This is a genomic window from Alicyclobacillus fastidiosus, assembly GCF_026651875.1.
Taxonomy (GTDB): Bacteria; Bacillota; Bacilli; order Alicyclobacillales; family Alicyclobacillaceae; genus Alicyclobacillus; species Alicyclobacillus fastidiosus.
In genome coordinates, this window is sequence record NZ_CP104067.1 from 3882191 (window position 1) to 3905713 (window position 23523).

Consider the following 23523-nt stretch of genomic DNA (forward strand, 5'->3'; position numbering starts at 1 on the left):
CCGTCACAGGGCGGCGTTCATGGTTTTAACGTGACAGGTACACTCGACCCTGTCGGGACCTGAGTACCTGCAGGAATCGACTGCGATGACACAAATCCGGACCCGGTCGGTTGAATGTTCAAGGACAGGGCCGCGAGCAGATTTGTGGCATCCCGCAAGGAAAGGCCCGTGATGTTTGGGACAGGTACCTTATCACCGCCATTGGTGCTCAAAAGACCATACATCTTGCTGCCCTTCGCGACCTCCACACCCGCGGGCGGCCACTGCTTGCTGACGTTTCCTGAATCCCCGGCGAACATGCCGTTCAGGCCGAGCGCGCTCAACTTCTGTGTCGCCGCCTGCTCCGACATCCCGACGATGCTCGGTGTCTGTACATAAGTGACCTTCCCCGCACCGGATGTCGCCTGCGAAGCCGATTGCACATCTCCTGTCGGAGCGATGTGATAGTACTGCAAGGAATCCTTCATAATTTCCTTCGCGTAGGGGGCTGCGATGGTACTCCCCCACGTCGAAGCCTCCGCCGTCTTCGGGTAGTCGACCGTGACGTAGACCTCCACTTTCGGGTCGCTGGCCGGTGCAAAGCCCATAAATGACGTGATAAAGCGGTCGCTGTAGTACTGCCCTGTCGCCGGATCGACCACTTGCGCGGTACCCGTCTTTCCCGCAACTTCGTAGCCTGGAATTTTCGCAGCCGCATCGATGCCGTACTTCGGATCAGAGACGTCGAGTACCATCGTCTGCTTCACTTCGTCGAGGACGCTTTGCGGGATGAAGTTTTGGCGCACGACCGTCGGCTCAACCTGCTTCACCGTCTTCCCGTCGGGAGCTATCACTTTACTCGTCACATATGGCTTCATCAACTTTCCACCATTCGCAATGACCCCCATGGCCGCCATCTGCTGCAGGGGCGTAATCGAGATCCCTTGACCAAAGCCGGAGGTGGCGAGTTCGACCGGACCCTGCTGACTGCTGGGGAACAAAATCGGTTTTCCTTCGTGCGGGAGATCGACGCCGGTCTGCTGCGTGAAGCCGAACAGATTCATATATTTATTCATGTTGTTCCAGCCGAGTGCCATCGCTATTTTCGCGAACCCGACATTGCTCGATTCCTCGAGCGCCTGCTGATACGTCAACGTCCCCCAACCGACATCATTCCAGTCGTGGATGACGGTCCCATCCACCGTCGTCTGCCCCGACTGATACGTCTGGTTCAGCGAAACGGCGCCCGTCGCGAGGGCCGCAGCCAGGACGAACGGCTTAAATGTCGATCCCGGCTCGAACGTACTCGTCACCGCCCAGTTCTGCGACAGCGCACTCGGCGTCAGCCAGTACGAGTTTGGATTGAACGTAGGTCGGCTGGCCATCGCGAGGATGGCGCCCGTTTGCGGATTGGTCACGATAATGGCGGCGTTCTCCGGCTGATACTTCTGAACCAGGTTATTCATCACATTTTCAACGAAGCCTTGGATGTTTTCGTCAATGGTCAACTGTACGCTGTCACCAGGCTGCGCCTGCTTGGTGACGTGAACACTTCCCGGCAGCGGAAACCCTTCGCTGTCCTGCTGGAAGCTTACAGAACCATTGGTCCCGGCCAACAGCGAATTGTACTCCTGCTCGACGCCACCGTAGCCGATGCCGTTCGAGACGTAACCCAAAGTATTCGCTGCAAAATCGCCAAACGGGTAATAGCGCTGTTCGGTGGGCGTGAATGTGACTTCGCCGCTCCAGTTGATAGAAGTGTCACTAGGTGCCCACTTGTGGTCGTCAAACGCAGTTTGTAACTGGGCCTTCGCCGGTGCCATGACGGGGTGCGGCAGTTCCACCCAGCCTGCAGAGCTGGATAGCAGTTTGGTCATATCGGCCACGTTGGAACCCACAATCGGCGCGAGAATCGCCGCCGCCTCGGAGAGGTGCTGCTTCAAGTCGGTGGTTTCGATATCGACGTAAAACGCCGACACGTCGTACGCCAGCGCGTTGCCCTGCGCATCCAGGATAGATCCGCGGGCGGCGAGCAACGTACGGGAGACGTCAACTGACTTCGCCTCGTTCTGCTGCAATTGCTTGCCATACACTTTTTGCACGTCGTACACGCGCCAGAGTACTACTGAAAGGGCGAGCACGAGCCCGCCTTGAAGCGCCCACATGCGCTTTTTGTTTCGATTTGACTTACGTTTTTGCGGATGCTTTTTATCCGACTTCCAACCGGAATTGTACGTAGGCAAATTTCATCACTTCCCGGTTGCTTGCGTAGGGATAGTTACGGTCTTCGATTGTTTTTGCATCCCAAGGGCCTTCGCCTTTGACAGGATATTGGATGGGTCCTTCTCCTTCGCCACTTGCGCCGACAGGGTTGCGTTGTCTGCTTCCTGTTGCTGAATCTGGCTTTGCAAGCGACTATTTTGGTAGCTCATACTGTAAACGGACGCGCCCTTTGCGGCGACGACCCAAACGGCGACAAAGCTGACCGTGCAGCACAGGCCTAGGCTAACGCGTTGGAAGAGACGCGTTCTCCGCCGCGTCTCTTCGCGCACACGCTGGTTCTGCCTCTCCTGCTGTTGTGGTGAACGAACCGTTTGTCCCATGCGCGATGCTCCGATTTGTTCCTGGGCTAGTCCCATAATCCTGTTACCTCCACTCTGCTGTGAAATTCCCGCCCGATAAGTCGGTGGGCTTATATTTTTTCGATGACCCGCAGTTTGGCTGACCTCGCCCGCGGATTATGTGTTTGTTCAGCTTCCGACGGTTCTATCGGTTTGCGCGTGACAAGCTTTCCGGATGGCGTTCTTCCACACGTACAGATTGGCAATTCCGGCGGACAAATACACCCTGTGGCAAAATCTCGGAAGGTCTGTTTGACAATCCGATCCTCTAGCGAATGAAAGCTGATCACAGCCATTCGTCCACCCGGAGCAAGCAGTGAAAAAGCCGCTTCCAGCCCCGTTTCAAGGACGCCGAGCTCGTCGTTCACGGCGATGCGAATGGCCTGAAACACGCGCCGTGCGGGATGTGGTCCCGTCCGGCGAGCGGCCGCAGGAATGGCCGATTTAATCAGGTCCGCCAACTCTAGTGTCGACGTGATTCGATGCTCCGCGCGGGCTTCGACGATGCGCCGCGCGATGGGCCGACTGAACTTCTCTTCTCCGTACCGGAAGAAGACGCGCGCCAACTCCTCTTGGTCGGCCTCGTTGACGAACGTTTCGGCCGTCATCGTCTGCCGCCTGTCCATTCGCATATCGAGCGGTCCATCGTATCGATAGCTAAAACCGCGCTCTGCGATGTCGAATTGAGGAGAGGACACGCCGAGGTCAAACACGATGCCATCTACCGCTTCAAATCCGAGCGACCGGGCACGCTCCCCCATCTCCCGGAAGTTACTGTGCACAATCATCAGCCGATTCAGCACATCCCTAAACCGCACGTTCGCGTTCTGAATGGCTGTTTCATCTTGATCAAACGCCATCACTTGGCCAGTCGGCGCACTGCGCAAAAGTAACAGCGAAGTGTGCCCGCCGCCCCCGAGCGTCGCATCGATATAGCGACCGCCAGCTCGTGGTCTGACAGCATCAACAGTTGCTTCTAATAGAACGGTCTCATGGTTAAAATCCAAGGTTGATTCTCCCTACTCATCGCTTCAAAACGAGAAATCCACCAGCTTTTCGGCGATGTCAGCAAATGAGGACTCCGCCTCATCCGCGTAAGTGGCCCAAACGTTCGTATCCCAGATCTCCACTCGGTTGGAAACCCCGAGGAGCGTGCAGTCCTTGTCCAACTCGGCATAGTCGCGCAATTTTTGCGGCAACAGGATGCGACCCTGTTTGTCCAGTTCGCATTCGGATGCTCCTGAGAAGAAGAATCGGACAAAGGAACGAGCGTCGGAGCGCGTCATAGGCAACGCCTTCAACTTGGACTCTAATATCTGCCACTCTTGCATAGGGTATACAAACAAACATTTATCAAGGCCGCGGGTGACAACGAATTGAGGTCCGAGTTCGTCGCGAAACTTGACCGGCACTGTCAGCCGACCTTTCGCATCTAGCGAATGTTCGAACTCCCCCATAAACATCTTGGTTCCACCTTCGTGTCCTTTATCCCCACTTTGCCCCACAACTCACCACAATTATATGTTTTCGGGCCACATAAGCAAAGTCCTCCCTTGGAAACGGAAAAACCCGAGAAAAATATTCCGCGGTGCTAGACACACAAAAAGCCCGCCAACACGAGGATTCTCGCGGGCGGGCCGTTGTAAAGACAATCTTTATTATGGAAGGAACGAGAGTGGAGACATCAGTCCACGGTGACATCCATATACGCACCAGGCTGCTGGTAGTGCCCCCAGGTAGGCAGCGAATCAAACCACTTCCGGCCTAGTTCGGCCCAAGCGTTCATCGGACTGAGTCTGCGTTCTTGTTCGTGGCCATCCGTCCAGAACCAGTGTTCAATGCGGCGCAATTGCTGCACGTCGTCGGAACGCCGCCGCTCGGCCAGCCGATAGACCTTCATTTCCAGCCGCCGAACCAACTGCTTCTGCTGTTCCACTTGCCGTGATGCGATATCCGCTACTTGCGGACCAAGTTCGGAAAACTGGCGCGCGAAACGCTCAATGGAGGCGGCGAATTCCGTCTCCAGCCCCGTGACTTGCTCGCGAAGCGCCATCGACAGGTCGCCAAGTGCACGGGTGGCGACCAAATCGCAAGGCTTGGTGAGATCTTCAAACGAGATACCCCATTGCGCCATCGTCCGCGCCACTGGCGGCGTTGCGATACGGATTCGCTGACGCATTACGAGCGGAGGCAACTTGCGACCATGGACGTGAAACACTGCGCGCGACAGCGGATGGTAGGCGAGTTCGGACGGTCCACCTACGTACGCGAGGGTCGGGATGAGGTGATCCTGAATCACCGGGCGCAACAACACGTTGGAACTGAAACGCTCGGGATTTGTGGCCGCGACGTCCAGCAGTTGCTCGAGGGAGTGCAGTGTCCCGAGTCCGCGCGTGACAAACCTGCCGTCGTCGCGGCGTTCCAACACGTAACGCCGCCCCTCGACCACGTAAAACACCGTAGAATTGCGCTCATCCCGCACGACCTCATGTTGAAATCCCGACCGCTCTACCTCTTCGTAAGCATGTGCAAGATTTTCTTGCAGCGCTGGAAACGATGAGAGCGTGTCGGCGAACACAGGGCCCACGAGTCGGCGCAGTTCGGGTAAACAGGGATCTAAAATGACGATTGGGTGGGTGGCCAAGAGTTTCGCCATCAGCCGTGCAAACCAAATGGACAAGCTGTCCCCCACTTCAAACGACTCTTTGAGCGTCGTCAGGACTTCTGATTTATAGGGCAATTCCGGAAGACAACTGCGCAATTCGTCGAGCACGCCCGTCACTTGCTCCTCGGTGAGGGCGCCGTGATACACCATCTGGTGTGCGTCAAACGAGTGGGCGAGTTTGATTCGCCTCACATCGTGCGCGTCGCCGAGGATATAGGCGTGATCGACTTCGCCGAAATCGTGGTCTTCCGATGCGACCCAAAAGATCGGCACGACCGGCCGTTCGAGCTCGCGTTCCAGTTGGGCAGCGAGTCCGATGGCGCTGAGCGCCTTGCTGATGGAATAGAACGGCCCCGTCAACAACCCCGCCTGCTGCCCGGTCACCACCGCGACGCTAGTTGGGTCCAGGAGGCGTTTTGTAGCCTTCACCTGAATGGAGGATTGCCCAATTCGCGCGCCATATCCCAGTAGGCTGTCGACCAGAGCCTGGCGGTGTGCGCCGTCAAACCACTGCGAGACGGTCTCCGCCCGCGTCCGAAACGTGTCCGTATTCGTGGGATTCTGTTGGTCATAGAGATGCGCCACCTGGTCAAAATGAAACAAGTGGGTATCGGTAAGGCGATTCCCCGTAGGCGCCTGATGGATTGTACACTTCAAACGAGAACATTCCCTTCGAATGTGCCTTTCTGACGGACCAGCCGCCAAATAGCACCAATCAAGCTTGTGAAGTTGGGTACGCGCGCACATAGGGCGCAGGCGGACGGACAGGCTGACGGAGCGCGATGGCAGCGTCGTGTCCCCAGTTCTTGTTGCGCAGGAACCCGCGCGCGATGAAAATCAGATCTGCCCGGTTCGATTGCACAATCGAATCGGCCAGCACCGGGTCGTCGAGCATCCCCACGCCGCCGATCAGCACGTCGACGTGCGAACGAATCGATTCTGCAAGCGGGATTTGATACCCGGCGTAAACCTTATCCGGCGCTACGGGGACGTTCCCGCCGGACGACACGTCGACGAGACTGACGCCCGCATCTCGAAACGCCTGGGTAAAATAGCGAAGGTCCTCGATGGACAAGCCATTTGGGTGGTAATCGCTCGCGGACACGCGCACGAACAACGGCATGTCGTGCGGGATGACAGCGCGAACCGCTCGAACGACTTCGAGCGGAAAGCGCAGGCGTTGTTCCCGCTCCCCGCCATATTCGTCTTGGCGTCGGTTGGACAAAGGCGATAGAAATTGATGTAGTAAGTAGCCGTGCGCCGCGTGGATTTCAATTACGTCAAAGCCCGCTGCGACGGCGCGCCGCGCACTTTGTTGAAAAGCCTCGAGGACGCTCGCAAAATCCTCTGGTGTCATCTCGCGCGGCGTTCGATAGCGGTCGCTAAAGGCGACGGCGGACGGCGCGATGATATCGTCGTCAAGGTCGGCTTTCCGGCCCGCGTGGTTCAATTGGACGCCCATTTTGACGCCTTGTGCATGCGCGAACTGGACGATCCGGCGAAGTCCCTCGACTTGTCCGTCCTCGTAGAGGCCGACGTCGCGGCTGGAAATGCGGCCGCGGTCCTCGACGGCGGTCGACTCGACAAACAGGAGACTGGCTCCGGCCAGTGCCAAAGACCCATAATGAACGATGTGCCAATCGTTGATATACCCGTTGGCCTCGGCCTGATATTGACACATCGGCGATACGACGATGCGGTTGTTGAGCGTGAGACCGCGAATCACAAGCGGATCGAACAAACCAGCCAAAATACGCACCTCACCTTATGTACGTCACGTGGAGATCAGATATGATTGCTTCAAATTCAATCATAACAACAAGCATCTACTAAAGTAAAATAAGTAGGGCGACCTTGTCTATATGGGGTTGTTCGGAACGTATCCAAAATTGCTTTCGATCATCTTCACAAGGAGCATACCACGGCATGAAGTCAGAATCACGAGAATTGCAGCAAACGGCGACCCTCTCGGGCAAGGTGGCGATTGTCACCGGCGCCTCGCGCGGAATCGGACGAGCCATCGCCATCGCCTTAGCAGAGGCCGGGGCACACGTCGTCATACACTACCGCGAGCAGCGTCAGCAGGCCATGTGCACGGTAAAAGCCTGTGAAGCCCTAGGCGTGCGGGCGATTGCCGTACAAGCCGACGTGGGCGTCGAGGCGGACGTGCAACGACTGTTTCTCGAAGCTACGCAACTCGGCAATCCGTCCATCTTGGTGAACAATGCTGGCATCGCTCACTACGGATTGCTGATGGACCTCTCGCTCATGGAGTGGGAGAAGATGTTGCAAACCAACCTCACGTCCACCTTCCTGTGTTGTCGCGAGGCCATTCCCTACCTGAAGCGGGCAAGTGGCGGACGCATCATCAACCTCGCGTCGGTCCACGGGTTGCGCGGCGCGGCGATGGAGGCGGCATACTCCGCCAGCAAGGCGGGCGTCATCGCGCTGACCGAATCGCTCGCCGTCGAGGTCGGAAGTCTTGGGATCACGGTCAACGCTGTCGCCCCAGGGGTGATAGACACCGATATGATGCAGGGATTTTCCGCGCAAGAGCGGCGGCAGATGCAAGAAGAGACGCCTGTTGGGCGCCTCGGTACACCTGTCGACGTCGCGAATGTAGTCGCTTTTTTGGCCTCGGAGGCGTCCTCGTTTATCACTGGGCAGGTCATCAGTCCAAACGGAGGGCGGTTGCCCTGATTTCGTCTCCCCTCTGCACAGTACGGGCAGTGGTCTATACAGGCCAACTCACTCGTCGCATTGGTTACTTCAGCACCGCGTGCAACTCGCCAGGTTGGTGGCCGTGCACCAACCTGGCACCTCCTTTGGTGCGAAAGGAGTGAGACAGCTTACAGATGGCAAAGACCAATCGCAAACGAAAGCAGTCCGTCGCGAAAATGAGTCGACAGATTCGGTTGGAGGCCAAGGCGCTCGGGTTGACAGAGCGCGAATATCTGCGGTTGACACTGGCTCTGTCAAAAGCGCTACGCGAGTCGTTTGGTGCTAGCTCTGAGTTAAACACCAAGGAGTTCCTCAGCTTTGTCGAGAGCCCGATGTTCTCCATTCTACTCCGAGGCATCGTCCAAACCGCCTTGTCGACCATCACTCGCGGGGCCAGCGAAACAGAGGACACGCCCGATGGGCCACCGACAAATCCTGCCGAATCACCCCATCCTTCTCTGCAAGCGCCCCCCGGCAGACCCGAACCACCGAGGCCAAATCGGATGTATCCAGAATGGGGATACGGATATCGTCCGCCACAAGCCCCGCCCATCGCGCAGGCACAACCGCCACAGGGCGCGGCACCCCCGTCACCCAGGCAGCTCCAAAGTGCTGCTCGCGCACAGTTCTGGCCTTAGCTTTCAGGCCTTTGTCCGCAAAGGCTGGTTCTGAACGCCAAACCGTCGGATGTGTAGATCCGTCTCGACCGTGATCTTGGCGTCCTTCATTTTTTGCATCCAGGGGTACGCATCAAACTGTTGATAAGTCAAAAATTGCCCACGGATGTAGCGAGAGATGGGGATGACATCGACCTGGTCATGGACCAACAGGCGATGAAGCAACGCCTCGATTTGGGTGTTGAATTTTTGGTCGAGCATCTGCTCCAACTCGTACCGTTGTGCGTTTCCCGAGTAATCCTTACCGCTCGCGATGTTGACCACGTCCGCGTCGATCGGCACGTGGACGCGAATTTGCAAGGGCCTTGACAAGGTCACCGAAAAGCGCGGCGCGTGTTCCTTGTGTAACGCCAACCCGATATCGTCGCTCTTGTCTCCACTTGTGAAATCTATTTTCGCTTTGTTCATGCCACCTTCGAGCAATCGAAGCAGGATGGTGTCGTGTCCGCTCAGGTAATCGACGACCTTGTCCCCGCGAAATACCGCCGCCCCCATCCAATCCACCGGGTTGCCACCGGTGCGTTCAACTTGCCCCGCCTGATAGCTCACGGCCGATTGATCCGACAGCTCAGCCTGCTTTGTGACGTACTTGTTGATATCGTAAAGTGGCGCCACGACATCTTGATGCGGATTCTCGATGGCCGTCGCGAACTCGTGCAGCCGACAGACGGGACCGATACCAGAGCGATTGGTCATCACCGCGATGTTGTCGTTCACGCGTGCGCTCGACGTGTCGAGCATTGGCGCGAACTGCGCGATGCAATCCTTTGCGGACGTCTTCGCCACTGCAAATGGAACCGTGCGACGAAACTCGCGGTAGCGAATGAGCGGTTGAACGTATTTAAGGATGCCTTGCTTGGCGAGATCGTCCCCGAAGAGGATCAGACTCAAATGCGAAAACGTGACGTTCCGTTCAATCGATCCGGACGCCAACACCATCGCCTCGTTAATACTGTGCGCACGAATGGTGACAGGCTCCTTGCCAGCCAGCGGCTCGGCCGATTTCCCCCCGCCGCCTCCGGTTGGATTCACCGGCAAGGCGATGCGAAATGTACAGTCAATCAGCCCATCCGGTGCCTTGTCGACGCCCAGAACGCTGACGAACGCCTGTTGCTCTAACTCCTGGCGATCATAACAGCCCGTCATCGCGAATGGGGTTACCACGAGCCAGACCATCGTGCAAAGTCGTTTCCAGACCCGACCCGGTACCTCACACACGCGGTCGACTACCGCGATTCGCGAACGGTTCCAGCCTGTGCAGTTCATACGCTGTTTGCGCGCCATCATTGCTCACCTTCCTCAAAGTAGGGTGGCACGGAAACATTTTGAACATGCACAAACTCCTCCCAGCCGATAAAAAAAAGCGAGCTTATTCAGCTCGCTCCATTGGTTCGACGTGATCGACGCGTTCGAGATTTCCAAATTCGTCGATTTGGTACATGAACCCTTCCGATAGTTGTGTGTCATCGAGAATCGCTGCCTTGCGCGCGCGTTCCATGATTTGAACCAGCACCTTGTAATCCTTGGCGACCGTGTCGTAGTCGTTCCTCAATTGCTGGTATTCGTCGCGAATTCTGCGGTGCTCGTCCTGCAACTCGCGAAAGCGATTCTTCCACTCGGTCGCCTGGCGCTCGGCGTTGCGCCAACGCGATGCCCACTCCTGCGCCGTATTTTTCTCTTGCCGCAAAAAGCGAAGCACTTGTGCCCACGACATCAGCGTCGCCGTCGGATGGTCTAAATCTCCGCCTTCCATCTGCGCCTGAACGCGCTCTGACTTGCTGCGCTTGCGTTCTTCCTTCGCGATTTCAATGATATTGCGCTGCTGCTTCCGCACGCAGGCGTTCCAACGAAACCCGCAAGCGGCAGCCGTCCGCCCAAGGCGGCGGGATGCTTCGTTAAAGCCCGCCAGTTGCGTGCTACCTTGTTTGATGTGTTTCAAGACAATTTCCGCTAGAATTTCGTCGTCCTCTGTCGTCCAAGCGTCTTGACGCATGGCTCGGTTTGATTGACGCATGCTGTGCCCTCCTAAGTTGTCAAACTGTGTAATGGTTTCCCGCACGTGTCCTGCTATGAGTTATCACGAGACTATCATTTGTTATAACCAACTGAGAGAGGGGTTAAACATAGAAAAACGATGATCCGAAGATCATCGTTTAGACGGATTTCATCCAGTTTATCGAAAGGGCAGCGCTCTCGGCCCCTGCTCGTCTACTGCCCATCGCCTTCACCTTTGCTGATGCGCCGCCAGCCCCGCCGGCGATAAATCGTCTCATCGCGCGGGCCGACAAACGTAAACACGACTTTTGGACGCTGAATTGCGCCAGAGCGGCGGCGGAAAATCCGCCAGAGCGTCGAGACAAGCCAAATGGCCCTGGTCAAGCGGGATGCACGAAACACCATATAGAGCATTGAGAGCAACCGAAACGTGCGAAAGAATAGGCGAAAAATTCCCATGCTATCACTCCTGGACGTAGTCTGCCCACGAGTGGTCATTTCATGTCAGTTGCATCGGAGATTCGGTGCGCGCCGCGACTTTCTTTGTCTCGACAGATTGAAGCGCCGTCTCAATTAACTGTTCGACGTCGAGTTTGTCCTCACCCCGAACCACTTCCGCCAACGACGGGTGCGTCTTTGGACGCTTCGGTGCAAATAGCGAACAACAATCGTCGTACGGCTGAATCGATGTCTCGAACGTCCCGATGTGCCGAGCCGCGTCGATGATGTCCTGCTTGTCCTCCATCCCCACAGGGCGCAACACGCTTAGAGAGGTGACCGAATCCACGGCAAAAATCCCTTCCAGCGTCTGGCTTGCCACCTGGCCCAAACTGTCGCCTGTTACGAGCGCGAGCCATCCCTTCGTACGTGCCATCGCTTCGCAGATGCGAAACATCATGCGCCGCAGGATGATGGTTCTCAGCTGCTCGGGGCAGGACTTTTGAATCGCCGCCTGCGTCTGTGTCAGCGATACCAGGTGTAGGTTGAGGTCAGTCGACCACGACGCCAGCGTGCTCGTCAATTCTTCGACCTTGCGCTGGGCGCGTTCGCTGGTAAACGGAAAGCTGTGAAAGTGGACGAGATCGACTTTGAGTCCCCGCTTCATCGCCTTCCACACCGCTACAGGCGAGTCTATGCCACCGGACAACAGCGCGCACACACGACCGCTCATCCCCACTGGCAACCCAGCCGCACCAGGAATTTTCTCTGCGTACAAGAACGCCCCTTCATCTCGAACGTCGATTTGAACGGTCGCCTCTGGCTGGTGTACGTCCACTGTCAGCGAGGGGTGTGAAGCGAGCAGCGCCGCCCCGACGTGCCGCGTCAATGTCGGACTGTCCATCGGGAACCGCTTGTTTCCGCGTCGGACTTCCACTTTGAACGTGCGTGGCGCCACCGCCATCCTATCCAATAGTTGATTTGCCACAGCGACGATGGCGTCGACGTCAAGTGGTGCCACCATCACAGGGCTCAAAGAACTGATGCCAAACACCTTCACGAGGGCCTCTAAGACGGCGTCCACAGGTGCCCCGTTCAACTTTACGAGGATGCGGTTGCTGATGCGCCGCACGCGGATGGAGTCCCAGTGCCTCACCGCCTGTTGCACGTTGCGCATGAGCATCTGCTCAAGCTGTGACCTGTTCTGCCCCTTGGTGTTTATCTCACCGTAGCGAACTAAAATATGATCAAACATCCTGTACCCCTCTCACGCACCGACCATCGAACGAAGCCATTCGCTTTGTTCGCGCACGATAACCAGTGCCTTTCTCAGATCTTCTCTCTTTGTGCCTGGATGCCACGAAAAGCGCACCGCTGCATCGATTTCCTCCAGTGCAAGCCCCATCGCCTCGAGCACGTGACTGCGTTTTTGCTTTCCGCGCGCCGTCGAGCAGGCGCTACCCGAGGATACGTACACCCCTTTTGACTCCAAGGCGTGCACGATGACCTCACCTCGCAGCCCGCGCAGCGACGCGTTGACGATATACGGGGACGCACACTTCGGCTTGCGAACAATCCATCCAGGAATTTGTTCGAGTTCGTCGATAAACCACTGCCGCGTCTGTGCTGCATCCTGGTCCAAACGGACGTTTTCCACAGCTATGGCCGCTGCGAGTCCAAAAGCGTCCGCGCCCAACACGTTTTCCGTTCCCGAACGGGTGCCGGCCTCTTGGCCCCCTCCGTACAAGATCGGCTCGAGGCGAACGCCCTGGCGCACATAGAGTGCGCCGACGCCCTTCAGTGCACCGATCTTGTGTGCGGAGACCGTATATAAGTCGATGGACGTGTCCGCAAGCCGAACAGGAATTTTCCCCAACGCCTGCGTCCCATCCACGTGAAAACGAATCTTTGGGTAGTCCTTCAAAACACCAGACAGTTCCTCTACGGGTAAGATGGCGCCCGTCTCATTGTTGACGTGCATCATCGAGATGAGCACCGTATCCTGTCGAATGGCGTTCACGACGTCCGTCAAGGACACGTCCCCATTCTCATCCGGTCGAACATACGTGACTTCCCATCCCTGGGCACAAAGCGCGCGCAACGGCTCGTGAACCGCCGGGTGCTCAATCGCGGTCGTGATGATGTGCCGTCCACGCCGTTCCAGGTGCGGGGCGCTTCCTCGAACCGCCAAGTTGTTCGCCTCCGTGCCGCCACCCGTGAACACGAGGCGCCCCTCTCGTGCACCAAGTGCTTGCAGGACGGACTCGCGTGCCGCAGACAGCCTCGCCTCCGCATCCATCCCGATGCGGTGAAGAGAGGACGGGTTCCCGAACACGTCGAGCATGGCCGTTACGCGCTTTTTGACATCCTCCAACAAAGGCGCCGTCGACGCGTAATCCAGATAAATCGTTTCTTGCGACATGTAGTTTCCCCCTGACCACCGTACAAGCATAATCGTATCAAAAAAGACGCGTCAACACGCAGCAAGTGCTGCGTGTGCGCGCCTTTACTTTCGGAAGAGCGAATGTCAAACATGCGGCCTTTCGTCCATCAGCGGACGATCACGTCATCGATCAACCCGTATTCCTTGGCTTCCTGAGCAGACAAGAAGTTGTCTCTGTCGGTATCGCGGGCAACGCGCTCCAGCGGTTGGCCGGACCGTTCACTCAAAATCGCATTCAGGCGTTCACGCGTCTTTAAGATGTGCTTCGCGTGAATTTCGATGTCAGAAGCCTGACCACGCGCGCCGCCAAGCGGTTGGTGAATCATCACTTCCGAATTCGGCAGTGCATAGCGCTTGCCCTTGGCACCTGCAGTCAACAATACGGCACCCATGCTGGCTGCCATGCCGACGCACATGGTACTCACATCCGGCTTGATGTGTTGCATCGTGTCGTAAATCGCCAAACCTGCGGAGACGGAGCCACCCGGGCTGTTTATGTACATCTGAATGTCCTTCTCCGGGTCATCTGCTGCTAAAAACAACAATTGCGCGACGACGGCGTTCGCCACATCGTCGTCGATGGCCGTGCCCAAAAACACGATACGGTCCTTCAACAACCGAGAGTAGATGTCATAGCTGCGTTCGCCTCGCGACGTCTGTTCAACAACGTACGGGATCAGACCCATCCAACACGCCTCCTTTATTCACTAATACAATACCCATGATGCCCGAAAAACTCCATTTAGTCAAGGAAAGTCAAAGTCAGTGTGTAGGTCGATTTCATAGACGCGCCCATCCAGGCGAATACTGTTCCTAAATCGCAAAGGGAGATGACGCGTTGTGCAACAGAATATTAGCACGCCGGATCGTTATATTCGAATGGTAACTGGCCTTCTGTCCCTCGGGATGGCGTCGCGCCGCCGCGCTTCCCCGATGACACGAACCCTCTTGTGGTCGTTTGGCGCGATGAAGCTGGCAGAAGGCGCCATCGGATGGTGCCCGATGCAAGCCGTCACGGAACTGATGGGCAATCAGTCCCAACAGCAACAGAAGCACTCTTCCAGTCGGGCATCGGCAAGCGACTCTTCGTCGAAATCCAATTCGTCCAGCCAACCTGACAACGATTACGACATTCCATCTTACTCGAAGATGGAAAACCCGACGCAATGACGCCGCGAAGGCTGCCCTCCTAGTATGGGCAGCCCTCGCCTCATCAAAACGCGAATTGATAAGACCTTGCACTGTGAAAAGGCTCACATCCACCGAGCTGACATCGCTGCTTCTTGGCGGCGAAAGCGCACGCCGTACTTGCCACTCTTCGCTCGGTACACCTCGACGTCTGTGGGACGAGCGGTACGTCGAATTCGTTCGTCTGCTTCCACCCACATCACGGCGCAGTACGCTTCAAACTTCGATTCATATAACCCGGCAAAATACACCCACTCGTCCATAGCCTAATCCCCTCCGGCATGTAGTATCTGTCACGAGCGCACTGGTTAGACCGGTAAAGGATGCAAGTAAGCCCAATGCATGCGCTTTTCACTTTCTTCTCCCTCAGCGATTTGCTACAATAGTTGCACACTATTCGTAGGTGTCTGGGCACCTGTGCACGACCAAATGGTGTGAGCACGGCGTATGATACAAGAACTTGGAACTCCGACTGTTAAGGGAGTGATTCCGATGATGACCAAGGACGAAATCCTGACACTTAAAACAAAACTCCTACCCAGTGGAGCGGACTCCGTCATCGATTTTCTTGCAGCACGTCATGCGCAACTGGAAGCGACGAACATCGTCTTGGAAAACGTTCCGTTGTTGATCATTGGGCGCCACGGCATGATCGCGCGGATTCCCATCAATGGGCGCATCAAAAAGGTCAGTCAGGCGGACGAAGTCCTGCAGACACTGCAGACTTTCTTTGCGCATCAAGCCAACTCGTCGGAAAAGTTGTACGTGTTTGTCAATCTACCAGATCTCCCAATTCCACCAGAAGTGCAGCAAGTGCTGTCCGAAGTGGAGGAGCGAGCAAAGCTTCGAGATCAGGTCAAACAGCGGATTGACCAGGCGTTGGACCGACGCGACAAAGCGGCGTTTGACGCGGCCGTCAAGGAACTCGAACTGCTGCAACGGGAAGAGGAGCGCCTAACCTGGAGAGCACGCCGGTTCCTGTGACGCTGTCGGCAGCTCGTCTATAGCTTATCGCATACAAAACAACTTGGGGTGTGCTTCGGCTGCACCAGGTTGTTTTTCTTTGTTTTGCACGCCTTCTCCCCTTATGGCATCGACAACTGTATCGTATAATGAAGGTGGCTACCCCGGGAGGGATGATCATGCAAAATACGAGACCATTGCGTTATTTGCTGTTTAGTCTTCTGTTTGCCCTCGTCCTCGTGGGCATTCTTCTTCACTCGTACGTCGCCCTTGCCATTTGTATGGTTTGCGGAATGATTTTGGCAATTTGGGGCGACTTTATAGAAACGCGTCCCACACGTGCATTTCAGCAACACAACGAGTTGCATAACCGTCACGGCCATCACCGGGACATTGAGGCCTGACGACGATACGGTAGGTGTGTGCATTGGACAGAGTCGATTTAATCGTCCAGGCGGATGAACTCGCGAAGCTCATTTTGCACAGGCCTGAAATACGCGTCTACCGGGCTGCCGAAGCGGAGCTTCAGGCGAATGGCGAAGCCATGAACCTCTGGCGCCGCCTACGCGAGTTGCGGGAACAGGTCGCAGAGTTCCAGGCTCGGCGGGTGCCGCCCATGCATTATAGCTATTTGCTTGCAGAAACCGATCAATTATTGGACAAACTGAACGCGATGCCTGAGGTTCAGGCGTTCGAAGAAGCGCAGACGAAGCTGAACGAGCTGTTGGACGCTATCTCCAGCCGTCTATCCGCTGCAGTGGAGCAACGCAAGACCGAATAAATGAAGAATTCGCAGGTGTTGCCCTGTTCGCCAGAGCTCGTTGACAGCGGGATCGAACGGTGATATGCTGGGCAAACATGGCATCCAGCCAAATTTTGATAACGGATGGGAATGAAACGCAAATGGCGGACGAGCATCAACACACGCACGATCACGACCATGAACACGACGAAGACGAAGTCATCATCCTCGAAGACGAAAACGGCCAAGAGCACCAGTTTGTCCTCGGTGAAGTGCTCACCGTTGAAGGCAAGGACTACGCAGTCCTCTTGCCCATCGACGACGAGACGGAAGAAGGCGTCATCTTCCGCGTGGACGGAGAAGAAGGCGACCAGATGGTGCTCGCCGAGATAGACAACGACGATGAGTGGCAGAAAGTCGTTGACGCGTACAACGACGACCTGTTTGACGAAGAGGAAGAAGACGACGACGAAAACGCGTAATGCGCACGCGTCCTTCGTTGGGGCGGCACAGGGCGAGATATGTCCACCCTGTGCCGCCCCGTTTTTGCGTCTGGGCTTGGCGCGCGGCGCTTCGACCGAGCCCGCGCATCGATTTTCTTTCCGCTCCTCGTCGGTACCGCACGTTCCATGCCGGGGCACGAAAATAGCATGCCTAGTCCAAATCGCAGTTGTGTATCTGTATTTTTCAAATATAATGTGAGAAAGTGACAAATTTCACGTCGAAAGGGGTACCTTCACATGAGTGTAGATTCCGAAAAACTCTCTACCCTACTTCACGAGACCCGCAGCTTCTCCCCTTCAGACGAGTTTCGTGCTCAGGCAAACTTCAACGATGAAACGATTTATGAGCGCGCTGCAAACGACCCTGAAGCCTACTGGGCCCTGCAAGCCGAGCAACTTACATGGTTCCAACCATTTGAAAACGTTCTCAACTGGGAACCCCCTCACGCGCAGTGGTTTGTGGGCGGCAAGCTCAATGCCGCTTACAATTGTGTGGATAGACACGCTGTTGGCCCACGCAAGAACAAGGCGGCCATCATTTGGGAAGGTGAGCCTGGTGACAGCCGCGTGCTCACCTATGACATGCTTCGCCGCGAGGTGGACAAGGCGGCACATGCGCTCAAGGGGCTTGGGGTTCAAAAGGGCGACCGAGTGACTATCTACCTGCCGATGATTCCAGAACTTCCGATTTCCATGCTTGCGTGCGCAAAGATTGGCGCCATTCATTCGGTGGTATTTGGCGGTTTTTCGTCGAAATCGCTCCAGCAACGGCTTGAGGATGCGGATGCCAAAGTGCTCATCACGGCAGACGGAGGTTGGCGGCGCGGTGGCGTCATTCCGCTGAAGGCAAACGCGGATGAAGCGCTGTCCGCGACCAAAGTGGAAAACGTCGTCGTCGTCCGGCGGGTTGGCGATTCTGCTGGCGCCACGATGCAGGAAGGACGTGACGTCTACTGGCACGACTTGATGGCTAAAGCGCCCACCACCCCATTTGAAGCCGAGCCCATGGACTCTGAGGATATCCTTTATCTCTTGTATACGTCCGGGACCACCGGCAAGCCCAAGGGCATCGTCCACTCGACCGGCGGTTATCTGACTGGGGCAAACACGTCGATGCGCTCCGTGTTTGACATCAAGGACGAGGACGTCTGGTTCTGCACAGCGGACATTGGCTGGGTCACCGGGCACACGTATATCGTGTACGGGCCGCTGTCAGCCGGTGCGACGGTGGTCATGTATGAAGGGGGACCGGACTATCCGGGGCGGGATCGATTCTGGGAAATCGTCGAAAAATACGGCGTAACCATCTTCTATACGGCCCCGACGTCGATTCGCACCTTTATGAAGTGGGGACCGGAGCATCCCGCTGCACACGACTTGAGTACGCTGCGCCTGCTCGGGACGGTCGGTGAGCCAATTAACCCTGAGGCGTGGATGTGGTTCCACCAGCACATTGGAAACGAAAGATGCCCCATCGTCGATACGTGGTGGCAGACCGAGACGGGATGCGCCATGATTGCCCCACTTCCGGGCATCGTGCCCACGAAGCCAGGGAGTGCGACGCGTGCGGTACCAGGTATCGACGTGGACGTCGTCGACGAACACGGCCAGTCGGTGGGCTTCGAGAACGGCGGCTACCTCGTCATTAAAAAGCCTTGGCCTTCGATGTTGAGAACGGTTTGGGGAGACGACGAACGCTTCCGAAATACCTACTTTGGCAAGTTCGAGGGCATTTACCTACCCGGCGACGGCGCTCATCTCGACGAAGATGGGTACGTGTGGATTCTCGGGCGCATCGATGACGTGATCAACGTATCCGGACACCGCATTGGCACGGCCGAAGTGGAGAGCGCACTTGTATCGCACAGCTCCGTCGCCGAAGCGGCGGTGATTGGGCGCTCGCACGACATTAAGGGCCAGGCCATCACGGCGTTTGTGACCGTGCGCGAGGGCATCGAGACGAACCAAGAGCTCGTCGCGGCCTTGAAACAGACCGTCGTCGAAAAAATTGGAGCGATGGCACGTCCGGAGGAAATCATTTTCACGGCGGAGCTCCCGAAGACGCGCAGCGCGAAAATTATGCGGCGCCTGCTGCGGGATATCGCGGAAGGACGCGTCCTCGGGGACACGACGACGCTCGCCGATCCAAGCGTCGTCGAGTCGCTCAAATCGCAGTATAAAGAGGCCGACTAAACCCCTACGAATGCCACCAAGCTTTCGACGCAAAAAAGCCGCTCCCTAACGGGAACGGCTTTTTTGCAACAGCCTGTCCAAGTCTGCAGTTGATTCTGGAGCCACCTGTCGGATTTGAACCGACGACCTGCTCATTACGAGTGAGCCGCTCTACCCCTGAGCCAAGGTGGCGAAGTCTCTGGCGGAGAGAGAGGGATTCGAACCCTCGAGACGGGTTTAGCCGCCTACACGATTTCCAATCGTGCTCCTTCGACCAACTCGGACATCTCTCCACGTTACAGTTCGCAACAGGTGATAGTTTAGCACGGATTTGTCCAGTTTCGCAACCCCTGAGTAGAGACAATAGACCGTCGCAACCGCGCTTCTTACGCAAAAGGCCTCATCCACACCCCATGGGCAGGACGAAGCCTTTCTCGCTTCTGTTTCACGCGCCTTACAGTCGGTGTTCCTTTTGTCACCCGAGGGCAATCAAGTGAACAGGGCGCTCACCTGCAGGGCGTCTTCCAGTATAAAATCCGCGTTCAACTGTTCAAACTTCGGGCGCGCCGCCACACCCTCTAATCCAGTGAGCACTGCCGCGAACGATGCGCCTAAACGCTGCGCGGCCAAGGCGTCCGCGATGGAGTCGCCGACAATCAGCACCTGTGCTCGCTTGCCTTCTAGCGGTAGGCTCGTCGAGAGCAACGCGGCCGGATCATGGTTCGCCGTCAGACTGCGCAGGTAGGAAAACGGGTGCGGTTTGGACAGCGGCCGCGCCTCTGGCACCTGCTGTTCTGCGAACAGAACGTCCGAGGCCGTCGACACTTTCGCCTCGTCAAAAAATTTCCACCAGCCGAAAAATTCAAGTGGCACTTTCGTCTCCGTGAATGGGCGACCTGTGGCAATGCCCAGGTGGATTTTGCGGTCCAGCAAATCGCTCAAAAGCGATTGGAACTGCGCCGGCTGAACTAACGGGATTTCACTCGTCAGGAAACCCTTCTTCCCAGTCGAAGCGCGCGTGTAGTCATCCCCTAAGTACCACTCTTGAAACGCCTCCTGGCCGATGATCCACAGCGCGTGATCATCCAGTTCAAGGCCGAAAGCCGTCGCAAACACCGTCCGCGCACGATCGAATAACTCGTCGCGCGTGGTCGCCCCACCATACAGGTGATCGTAATGGTCGTAGGACACCACCTGCTGCTGTGCGTCTTGGCGGATGGCCGAACCAAGCGACTGAATCGCCGCAACAGACCACCCATCCCGAAGTGCATCCACCACGGCGCGTTTGAACTGTGGCACCGCTTCACAGGATCCTAGGACGTGTGCGAGTTCACTCACGAACACCAGGTACACCATGTCCCAATTCGCGTTTACGCCTACGTTTTTCAACTTCTCAAGCACCGTATCGCGCTGGAAAACCGCTTGTCGAACCGCGGCGATATCGTCATTTGACAGGTCAGCGCGATACGCCCCCGCCACGGATTGAAGCCCCAAGAAGCGGGAACTAGTCAACAGCTCGTTGACGGTCAGCGCCGAAGCGTCAAAGTACCGCTCCTCACTGAGCATCACCCCGTCGATGTCAAACAGAACGTCGGTAAACATGTTTTTCCTCCATCATCATCGATGCGCTCGAACAAAATCCTCCATGAACGTCGCAAATCGGGTGGCCGACTCTACAGAAACGGCGTTATACAAGGACACGCGGCAACCCCCAACGGAACGATGCCCCTTTACCCCGACAAAGTCCCGCTTTGTGGCCTCCGCCAGGAAACGAGCTGACAGTTCATCATCCCTCAGGCGGAAGGTCACGTTCACGTCCGATCTCGCCCGCTCTTTGGCGTGTCCCAGATAAAAGTCCGGATATTCGTCTATCACCCGATATAACAAACCGGCCTTTTCGCGATTGCGCGCAGCGATTCCTTCCACGCCGCCCTGTTCCTCAATCCAGTCGAGGACAAGGCCCATGATGTAAATAGCAAACGTCGGCGGCGTGTTGTACAAGGACCGCTGTTTCACGTGCGTCGGATAACCGAGCATCGTCGGCACGTCGCCGTTGGCCCGCGCCAGGAAGGAATCCCGAACGAATACCACCGTGACACCGGACGGCCCGAGGTTTTTTTGCGCACCTGCGTAGGCGACGCCGACGTTCGTCCAGTCGACCGGGCGTGAGAGGATGTCGCTCGACATATCGATCACCAGCGGGCTGTCGGTCACCGGCAATTCGCGCCACTGCGTACCGTAAATCGTGTTGTTCGACGTCACATGGACGTAGCGCAAGTCGACGTCCGCCGGGCGCATGACTTGCGTTGGAACGTCCGTGTACCCTTCTGCTTTCGCCTGGTCGTCCACCACCACATGCCCAAACCGCACCGCTTCTTGAGCTGCCTTTTCAGACCAGACCCCCGTCAATACGTACAGTGCCGTTTCGTCGGGGCCCAGGAAATTCATCGGCAGCATCGCAAATTGCAAACTCGCGCCACCCTGGAGAAAGAGCACCCGAAAATCGTCTGGGACGTTCAGCAAACGCCTCAACTTCGCCTCAGCTGCGTCGTGAATCGCCTCGTACGCAGCACTGCGATGGCTCATCTCCATGACGCTCATGCCCGTTCCCTGATAGTCGACCAGTTCCTCGCGAACGCGCTCCAACACGGACAAGGGCAGCGCAGAGGGGCCCGCATTAAAATTGTCGATCCGCTTCACAAGACATCCCCCCTCACAGCTCGATGGCACGAACCATCGAAATTCCGTCAACTTGCTCAATTTGTTTGATGACGTCGGTGGACACGGAGCGATCGACCGCGAGAAGCATAATCGCTTCCCCGCCGCTTTCGCGGCGTCCCACTTGCATGCCCGCGATGTTTACTTGTGCGTCTCCGAGGAACGTACCGATTCGGCCAATCATCCCCGGTTGGTCCTTGTGCCGCGTAAAGAGCAGGACGCCTTCACTCGGCATGTCGATGGGATAGCCGTCGAGCTCGACGATACGCGGCCCCGATTCGCTGTACAGCGTGCCAGCGAGGTGATGCGAACCGTTTTCGGTCTCGATAGAAAGCGAAATTTCGTTGGTGTACACTCGGCCCCGCGTCTCGCGAACCTCCTGCACCCGAAGCCCAGACTCCTCGGCGAAGCGCAAGGCGTTTACGTAGTTGATATCATCGCTGTACTGAAATCCGAGTAGACCTTTGAGAACCGTCCGCGTCAAATACCCACCATCTGGCGCGGACGCGTCACCTGTATACGTCACGCGAATGCTTGAGGGAGCCCCTTGTGCGAGCTGCGCGGCAAACAATCCGAGCTTCTCGGCGAGTGCCAAATAGGGACTAAGGCTCTCTTTCTGCTTCGCACTTAGACTCGGCAGATTCACCGCGTGTTCAAACGGCTCGTCCTTGAGCACGTGCACAATCTGTTCAGCCACCTGAATGGCTACGTTCTCCTGGGCTTCGACCGTAGACGCACCCAGGTGCGGCGTCAAAATGACGTTTTCGAACCGGCGCAGCGGGTGGTCTTCGCGCAGTGGCTCCGATTCAAACACGTCGAGCGCGGCCCCAGCGACGCGCTCGTCCTCTAACGCCTCACAAAGTGCCATCTCATCGATGATGCCACCACGCGCACAGTTGACAATCCGCACCCCTGGTTTGACCGTGCGCAGACGGGCACTGTCGATCATGTGGTGCGTCTCCTTCGTCAGTGGCGTATGAACGGTGATGAAGTCAGCCTGAGCGACGGCATCGTCTAGTGTTGCCTTGACGATACCGAGACTTGTAGCGCGCTCTTCCGTGAGGAACGGATCAAATCCGACCACGTTCATCCCGAACACTTTCGCGCGCTTGGCCACCTCAGTTCCAATGCGCCCCATACCGAGCACAGCCAGCGTCTTCCCCCGCAGTTCGACGCCTACCCAACGTTTGCGATTCCATTTTCCCCCGAGCAAATCCCGATTGGCGGCCGGGATGTGCCGAGCGAGACTGATCATCATAGCGAATGTATGTTCAGCGGCGGCAATGGTGTTGCCATCCGGGGCGTTGATGACGAGCACGCCGCGCTTCGTGGCGGATTCCAAATCGATGTTGTCCACGCCAACGCCGGCGCGGCCGATAACTTTGAGCTGTCGCGCAGCCCGGATGACCTCTTGTGTCACCGTCGTTTGAGAACGAACGACGAGCGCATCGGCGTCTTCTATCGCCTCGAGCAACTCCGATTCGGACAAGCCTGTACGTACCTCAACCAAGGCGTCCGGCAGCGATTCGAGTACTTCGACACCCATCTTCGCGATATCATCTGTTACGAGAATCTTTAGCATGTGTCCCGTTTCTCTCCCCTCGTGAACATACACGGTATGACTGTCTTGACTTGTGCTTCGAGAGCATCGTCAGGGTGGATTCAAGTACAAGAAAGGCCACCGGGACACTCTGAAAC

At 56.8% G+C, this 23523-nt stretch carries 24 protein-coding genes and 2 tRNA genes; 8 read left to right on the forward strand and 18 right to left on the reverse strand.

Translation table 11 applies throughout. From position 1 onward, the window contains the following. Positions 1-17: 17 nt before the first annotated feature. From NZD89_RS19180 to NZD89_RS19205, 6 genes are all read right to left on the reverse strand, one after another. Positions 18-2222, reverse strand: coding sequence for a penicillin-binding transpeptidase domain-containing protein (locus NZD89_RS19180; protein ID WP_268004340.1), 2205 nt, complete (start codon positions 2220-2222; stop codon positions 18-20). 6 nt (positions 2223-2228) lie between these two features. Then, the gene (locus tag NZD89_RS19185) at positions 2229-2618 is read right to left on the reverse strand and encodes a hypothetical protein (protein WP_268004341.1); all 390 of its coding nucleotides are present in this window, start codon (positions 2616-2618) and stop codon (positions 2229-2231) included. Between the two features lie 53 nt (positions 2619-2671). After that, the gene (gene rsmH, locus NZD89_RS19190; protein ID WP_268004342.1) at positions 2672-3607 is read right to left on the reverse strand and encodes a 16S rRNA (cytosine(1402)-N(4))-methyltransferase RsmH; all 936 of its coding nucleotides are present in this window, start codon (positions 3605-3607) and stop codon (positions 2672-2674) included. A 24-nt stretch (positions 3608-3631) separates the two neighbouring features. Then, positions 3632-4063 carry a division/cell wall cluster transcriptional repressor MraZ gene (gene mraZ, locus NZD89_RS19195; RefSeq protein ID WP_268004343.1) on the reverse strand — a complete coding sequence of 144 codons (432 nt, stop codon included), beginning with the start codon at positions 4061-4063 and terminating at the stop codon, positions 3632-3634. A gap of 221 nt (positions 4064-4284) precedes the next feature. Continuing rightward, a complete protein-coding gene (bshC, locus tag NZD89_RS19200) occupies positions 4285-5922 on the reverse strand; it encodes a bacillithiol biosynthesis cysteine-adding enzyme BshC (RefSeq protein ID WP_268004344.1) in 1638 nt (545 codons plus the stop codon). Positions 5923-5980: 58 nt separating this feature from the next. Then, the gene (locus tag NZD89_RS19205) at positions 5981-7015 is read right to left on the reverse strand and encodes an NADH:flavin oxidoreductase/NADH oxidase (protein WP_431308629.1); all 1035 of its coding nucleotides are present in this window, start codon (positions 7013-7015) and stop codon (positions 5981-5983) included. 176 nt (positions 7016-7191) lie between these two features. Between NZD89_RS19205 and ymfI the strand changes: the two genes are divergently transcribed. Together ymfI and NZD89_RS19215 are read left to right on the forward strand one after the other, a co-directional pair. Next, positions 7192-7965: an elongation factor P 5-aminopentanone reductase gene (gene ymfI, locus NZD89_RS19210; protein ID WP_268004346.1), complete on the forward strand. Its 774-nt coding sequence runs from the start codon at positions 7192-7194 to the stop codon at positions 7963-7965. Positions 7966-8120: 155 nt separating this feature from the next. Further along, complete coding sequence (locus NZD89_RS19215) at positions 8121-8624, forward strand: hypothetical protein (protein WP_268004347.1); 504 nt, start codon at positions 8121-8123, stop codon at positions 8622-8624. Positions 8625-8627: 3 nt separating this feature from the next. On the opposite strand, the gene NZD89_RS19220 is transcribed toward NZD89_RS19215, so the two are convergent. The 6 genes from NZD89_RS19220 to clpP all read right to left on the reverse strand — a co-directional run bounded on the left by NZD89_RS19220 (position 8628) and on the right by clpP (position 14225). Further along, positions 8628-9950 (reverse strand): Ger(x)C family spore germination protein, encoded by a 1323-nt coding sequence (locus tag NZD89_RS19220; protein ID WP_268004348.1) that lies wholly within the window; start codon positions 9948-9950, stop codon positions 8628-8630. An 82-nt stretch (positions 9951-10032) separates the two neighbouring features. Further along, positions 10033-10656: an RsfA family transcriptional regulator gene (locus NZD89_RS19225; RefSeq protein ID WP_431308730.1), complete on the reverse strand. Its 624-nt coding sequence runs from the start codon at positions 10654-10656 to the stop codon at positions 10033-10035. Between the two features lie 215 nt (positions 10657-10871). Continuing rightward, positions 10872-11117, reverse strand: a complete 246-nt coding sequence (locus NZD89_RS19230; protein ID WP_268004350.1) for a hypothetical protein — start codon at positions 11115-11117, stop codon at positions 10872-10874. Positions 11118-11157: 40 nt separating this feature from the next. Beyond that, a complete protein-coding gene (thiI, locus tag NZD89_RS19235; RefSeq protein ID WP_268004351.1) occupies positions 11158-12351 on the reverse strand; it encodes a tRNA uracil 4-sulfurtransferase ThiI in 1194 nt (397 codons plus the stop codon). Positions 12352-12363: 12 nt separating this feature from the next. After that, positions 12364-13518, reverse strand: a complete 1155-nt coding sequence (locus NZD89_RS19240) for a cysteine desulfurase family protein (protein ID WP_268004353.1) — start codon at positions 13516-13518, stop codon at positions 12364-12366. 128 nt (positions 13519-13646) lie between these two features. Beyond that, positions 13647-14225 (reverse strand): ATP-dependent Clp endopeptidase proteolytic subunit ClpP, encoded by a 579-nt coding sequence (gene clpP, locus NZD89_RS19245; protein WP_268004354.1) that lies wholly within the window; start codon positions 14223-14225, stop codon positions 13647-13649. A gap of 154 nt (positions 14226-14379) precedes the next feature. Here clpP and NZD89_RS19250 point away from each other — a divergent pair, with 154 nt between their 5' ends. After that, positions 14380-14709 (forward strand): YgaP family membrane protein, encoded by a 330-nt coding sequence (locus NZD89_RS19250; RefSeq protein WP_268004355.1) that lies wholly within the window; start codon positions 14380-14382, stop codon positions 14707-14709. 83 nt (positions 14710-14792) lie between these two features. Here NZD89_RS19250 and NZD89_RS19255 read toward each other — a convergent pair whose 3' ends face one another. Further along, entirely contained in the window at positions 14793-14990 is a 198-nt protein-coding gene (locus tag NZD89_RS19255; RefSeq protein ID WP_268004356.1) for a hypothetical protein, read from the reverse strand. Positions 14991-15219: 229 nt separating this feature from the next. On the opposite strand from NZD89_RS19255, the gene NZD89_RS19260 reads away from it, so the two are divergent. From NZD89_RS19260 to acs, 5 genes are all read left to right on the forward strand, one after another. Next, positions 15220-15711, forward strand: a complete 492-nt coding sequence (locus NZD89_RS19260) for an IDEAL domain-containing protein (protein WP_268004357.1) — start codon at positions 15220-15222, stop codon at positions 15709-15711. A 158-nt stretch (positions 15712-15869) separates the two neighbouring features. Next, positions 15870-16094: a hypothetical protein gene (locus NZD89_RS19265; RefSeq protein ID WP_268004358.1), complete on the forward strand. Its 225-nt coding sequence runs from the start codon at positions 15870-15872 to the stop codon at positions 16092-16094. 23 nt (positions 16095-16117) lie between these two features. Beyond that, positions 16118-16471: a YlbF/YmcA family competence regulator gene (locus NZD89_RS19270; RefSeq protein ID WP_268004359.1), complete on the forward strand. Its 354-nt coding sequence runs from the start codon at positions 16118-16120 to the stop codon at positions 16469-16471. Positions 16472-16548: 77 nt separating this feature from the next. Then, entirely contained in the window at positions 16549-16914 is a 366-nt protein-coding gene (locus NZD89_RS19275) for a DUF1292 domain-containing protein (RefSeq protein WP_268004360.1), read from the forward strand. Between the two features lie 258 nt (positions 16915-17172). Continuing rightward, a complete protein-coding gene (gene acs, locus NZD89_RS19280) occupies positions 17173-19128 on the forward strand; it encodes an acetate--CoA ligase (protein WP_268004361.1) in 1956 nt (651 codons plus the stop codon). Between the two features lie 96 nt (positions 19129-19224). On the opposite strand, the gene NZD89_RS19285 is transcribed toward acs, so the two are convergent. The 5 genes from NZD89_RS19285 to serA form a co-directional block, all read right to left on the reverse strand. Beyond that, positions 19225-19299, reverse strand: a tRNA-Thr gene (locus tag NZD89_RS19285). Between the two features lie 8 nt (positions 19300-19307). Then, positions 19308-19400: transfer RNA gene (locus NZD89_RS19290), tRNA-Ser, on the reverse strand. A 196-nt stretch (positions 19401-19596) separates the two neighbouring features. After that, entirely contained in the window at positions 19597-20709 is a 1113-nt protein-coding gene (locus NZD89_RS19295) for an HAD family hydrolase (RefSeq protein ID WP_268004362.1), read from the reverse strand. Positions 20710-20724: 15 nt separating this feature from the next. Continuing rightward, positions 20725-21807 (reverse strand): 3-phosphoserine/phosphohydroxythreonine transaminase, encoded by a 1083-nt coding sequence (serC, locus tag NZD89_RS19300; RefSeq protein WP_268004363.1) that lies wholly within the window; start codon positions 21805-21807, stop codon positions 20725-20727. A 13-nt stretch (positions 21808-21820) separates the two neighbouring features. Further along, positions 21821-23407, reverse strand: coding sequence for a phosphoglycerate dehydrogenase (gene serA / locus NZD89_RS19305; RefSeq protein WP_268004364.1), 1587 nt, complete (start codon positions 23405-23407; stop codon positions 21821-21823). Between the last annotated feature and the right edge of the window lie 116 nt (positions 23408-23523).

Excerpts from the sequence above, each read along its gene's own strand:
- serA (WP_268004364.1), bottom strand. The coding sequence starts at position 23,407 with ATGCTAAAGATTCTCGTAACAGATGATATCGCGAAGATGGGTGTCGAA.
- NZD89_RS19225 (WP_431308730.1), bottom strand. The coding sequence starts at position 10,656 with ATGCGTCAAGACGCTTGGACGACAGAGGACGACGAAATTCTAGCGGAA.
- mraZ (WP_268004343.1), bottom strand. The coding sequence starts at position 4,063 with ATGTTTATGGGGGAGTTCGAACATTCGCTAGATGCGAAAGGTCGGCTG.
- clpP (WP_268004354.1), bottom strand. The coding sequence starts at position 14,225 with ATGGGTCTGATCCCGTACGTTGTTGAACAGACGTCGCGAGGCGAACGC.
- NZD89_RS19230 (WP_268004350.1), bottom strand. The coding sequence starts at position 11,117 with ATGGGAATTTTTCGCCTATTCTTTCGCACGTTTCGGTTGCTCTCAATG.
- NZD89_RS19240 (WP_268004353.1), bottom strand. The coding sequence starts at position 13,518 with ATGTCGCAAGAAACGATTTATCTGGATTACGCGTCGACGGCGCCTTTG.
- thiI (WP_268004351.1), bottom strand. The coding sequence starts at position 12,351 with ATGTTTGATCATATTTTAGTTCGCTACGGTGAGATAAACACCAAGGGG.
- NZD89_RS19185 (WP_268004341.1), bottom strand. The coding sequence starts at position 2,618 with ATGGGACTAGCCCAGGAACAAATCGGAGCATCGCGCATGGGACAAACG.
- NZD89_RS19260 (WP_268004357.1), top strand. The coding sequence starts at position 15,220 with ATGATGACCAAGGACGAAATCCTGACACTTAAAACAAAACTCCTACCC.
- NZD89_RS19215 (WP_268004347.1), top strand. The coding sequence starts at position 8,121 with ATGGCAAAGACCAATCGCAAACGAAAGCAGTCCGTCGCGAAAATGAGT.
- NZD89_RS19295 (WP_268004362.1), bottom strand. The coding sequence starts at position 20,709 with ATGTTTACCGACGTTCTGTTTGACATCGACGGGGTGATGCTCAGTGAG.
- NZD89_RS19265 (WP_268004358.1), top strand. The coding sequence starts at position 15,870 with ATGCAAAATACGAGACCATTGCGTTATTTGCTGTTTAGTCTTCTGTTT.
- NZD89_RS19220 (WP_268004348.1), bottom strand. The coding sequence starts at position 9,950 with ATGATGGCGCGCAAACAGCGTATGAACTGCACAGGCTGGAACCGTTCG.
- acs (WP_268004361.1), top strand. The coding sequence starts at position 17,173 with ATGAGTGTAGATTCCGAAAAACTCTCTACCCTACTTCACGAGACCCGC.
- NZD89_RS19275 (WP_268004360.1), top strand. The coding sequence starts at position 16,549 with ATGGCATCCAGCCAAATTTTGATAACGGATGGGAATGAAACGCAAATG.
- NZD89_RS19255 (WP_268004356.1), bottom strand. The coding sequence starts at position 14,990 with ATGGACGAGTGGGTGTATTTTGCCGGGTTATATGAATCGAAGTTTGAA.
- ymfI (WP_268004346.1), top strand. The coding sequence starts at position 7,192 with ATGAAGTCAGAATCACGAGAATTGCAGCAAACGGCGACCCTCTCGGGC.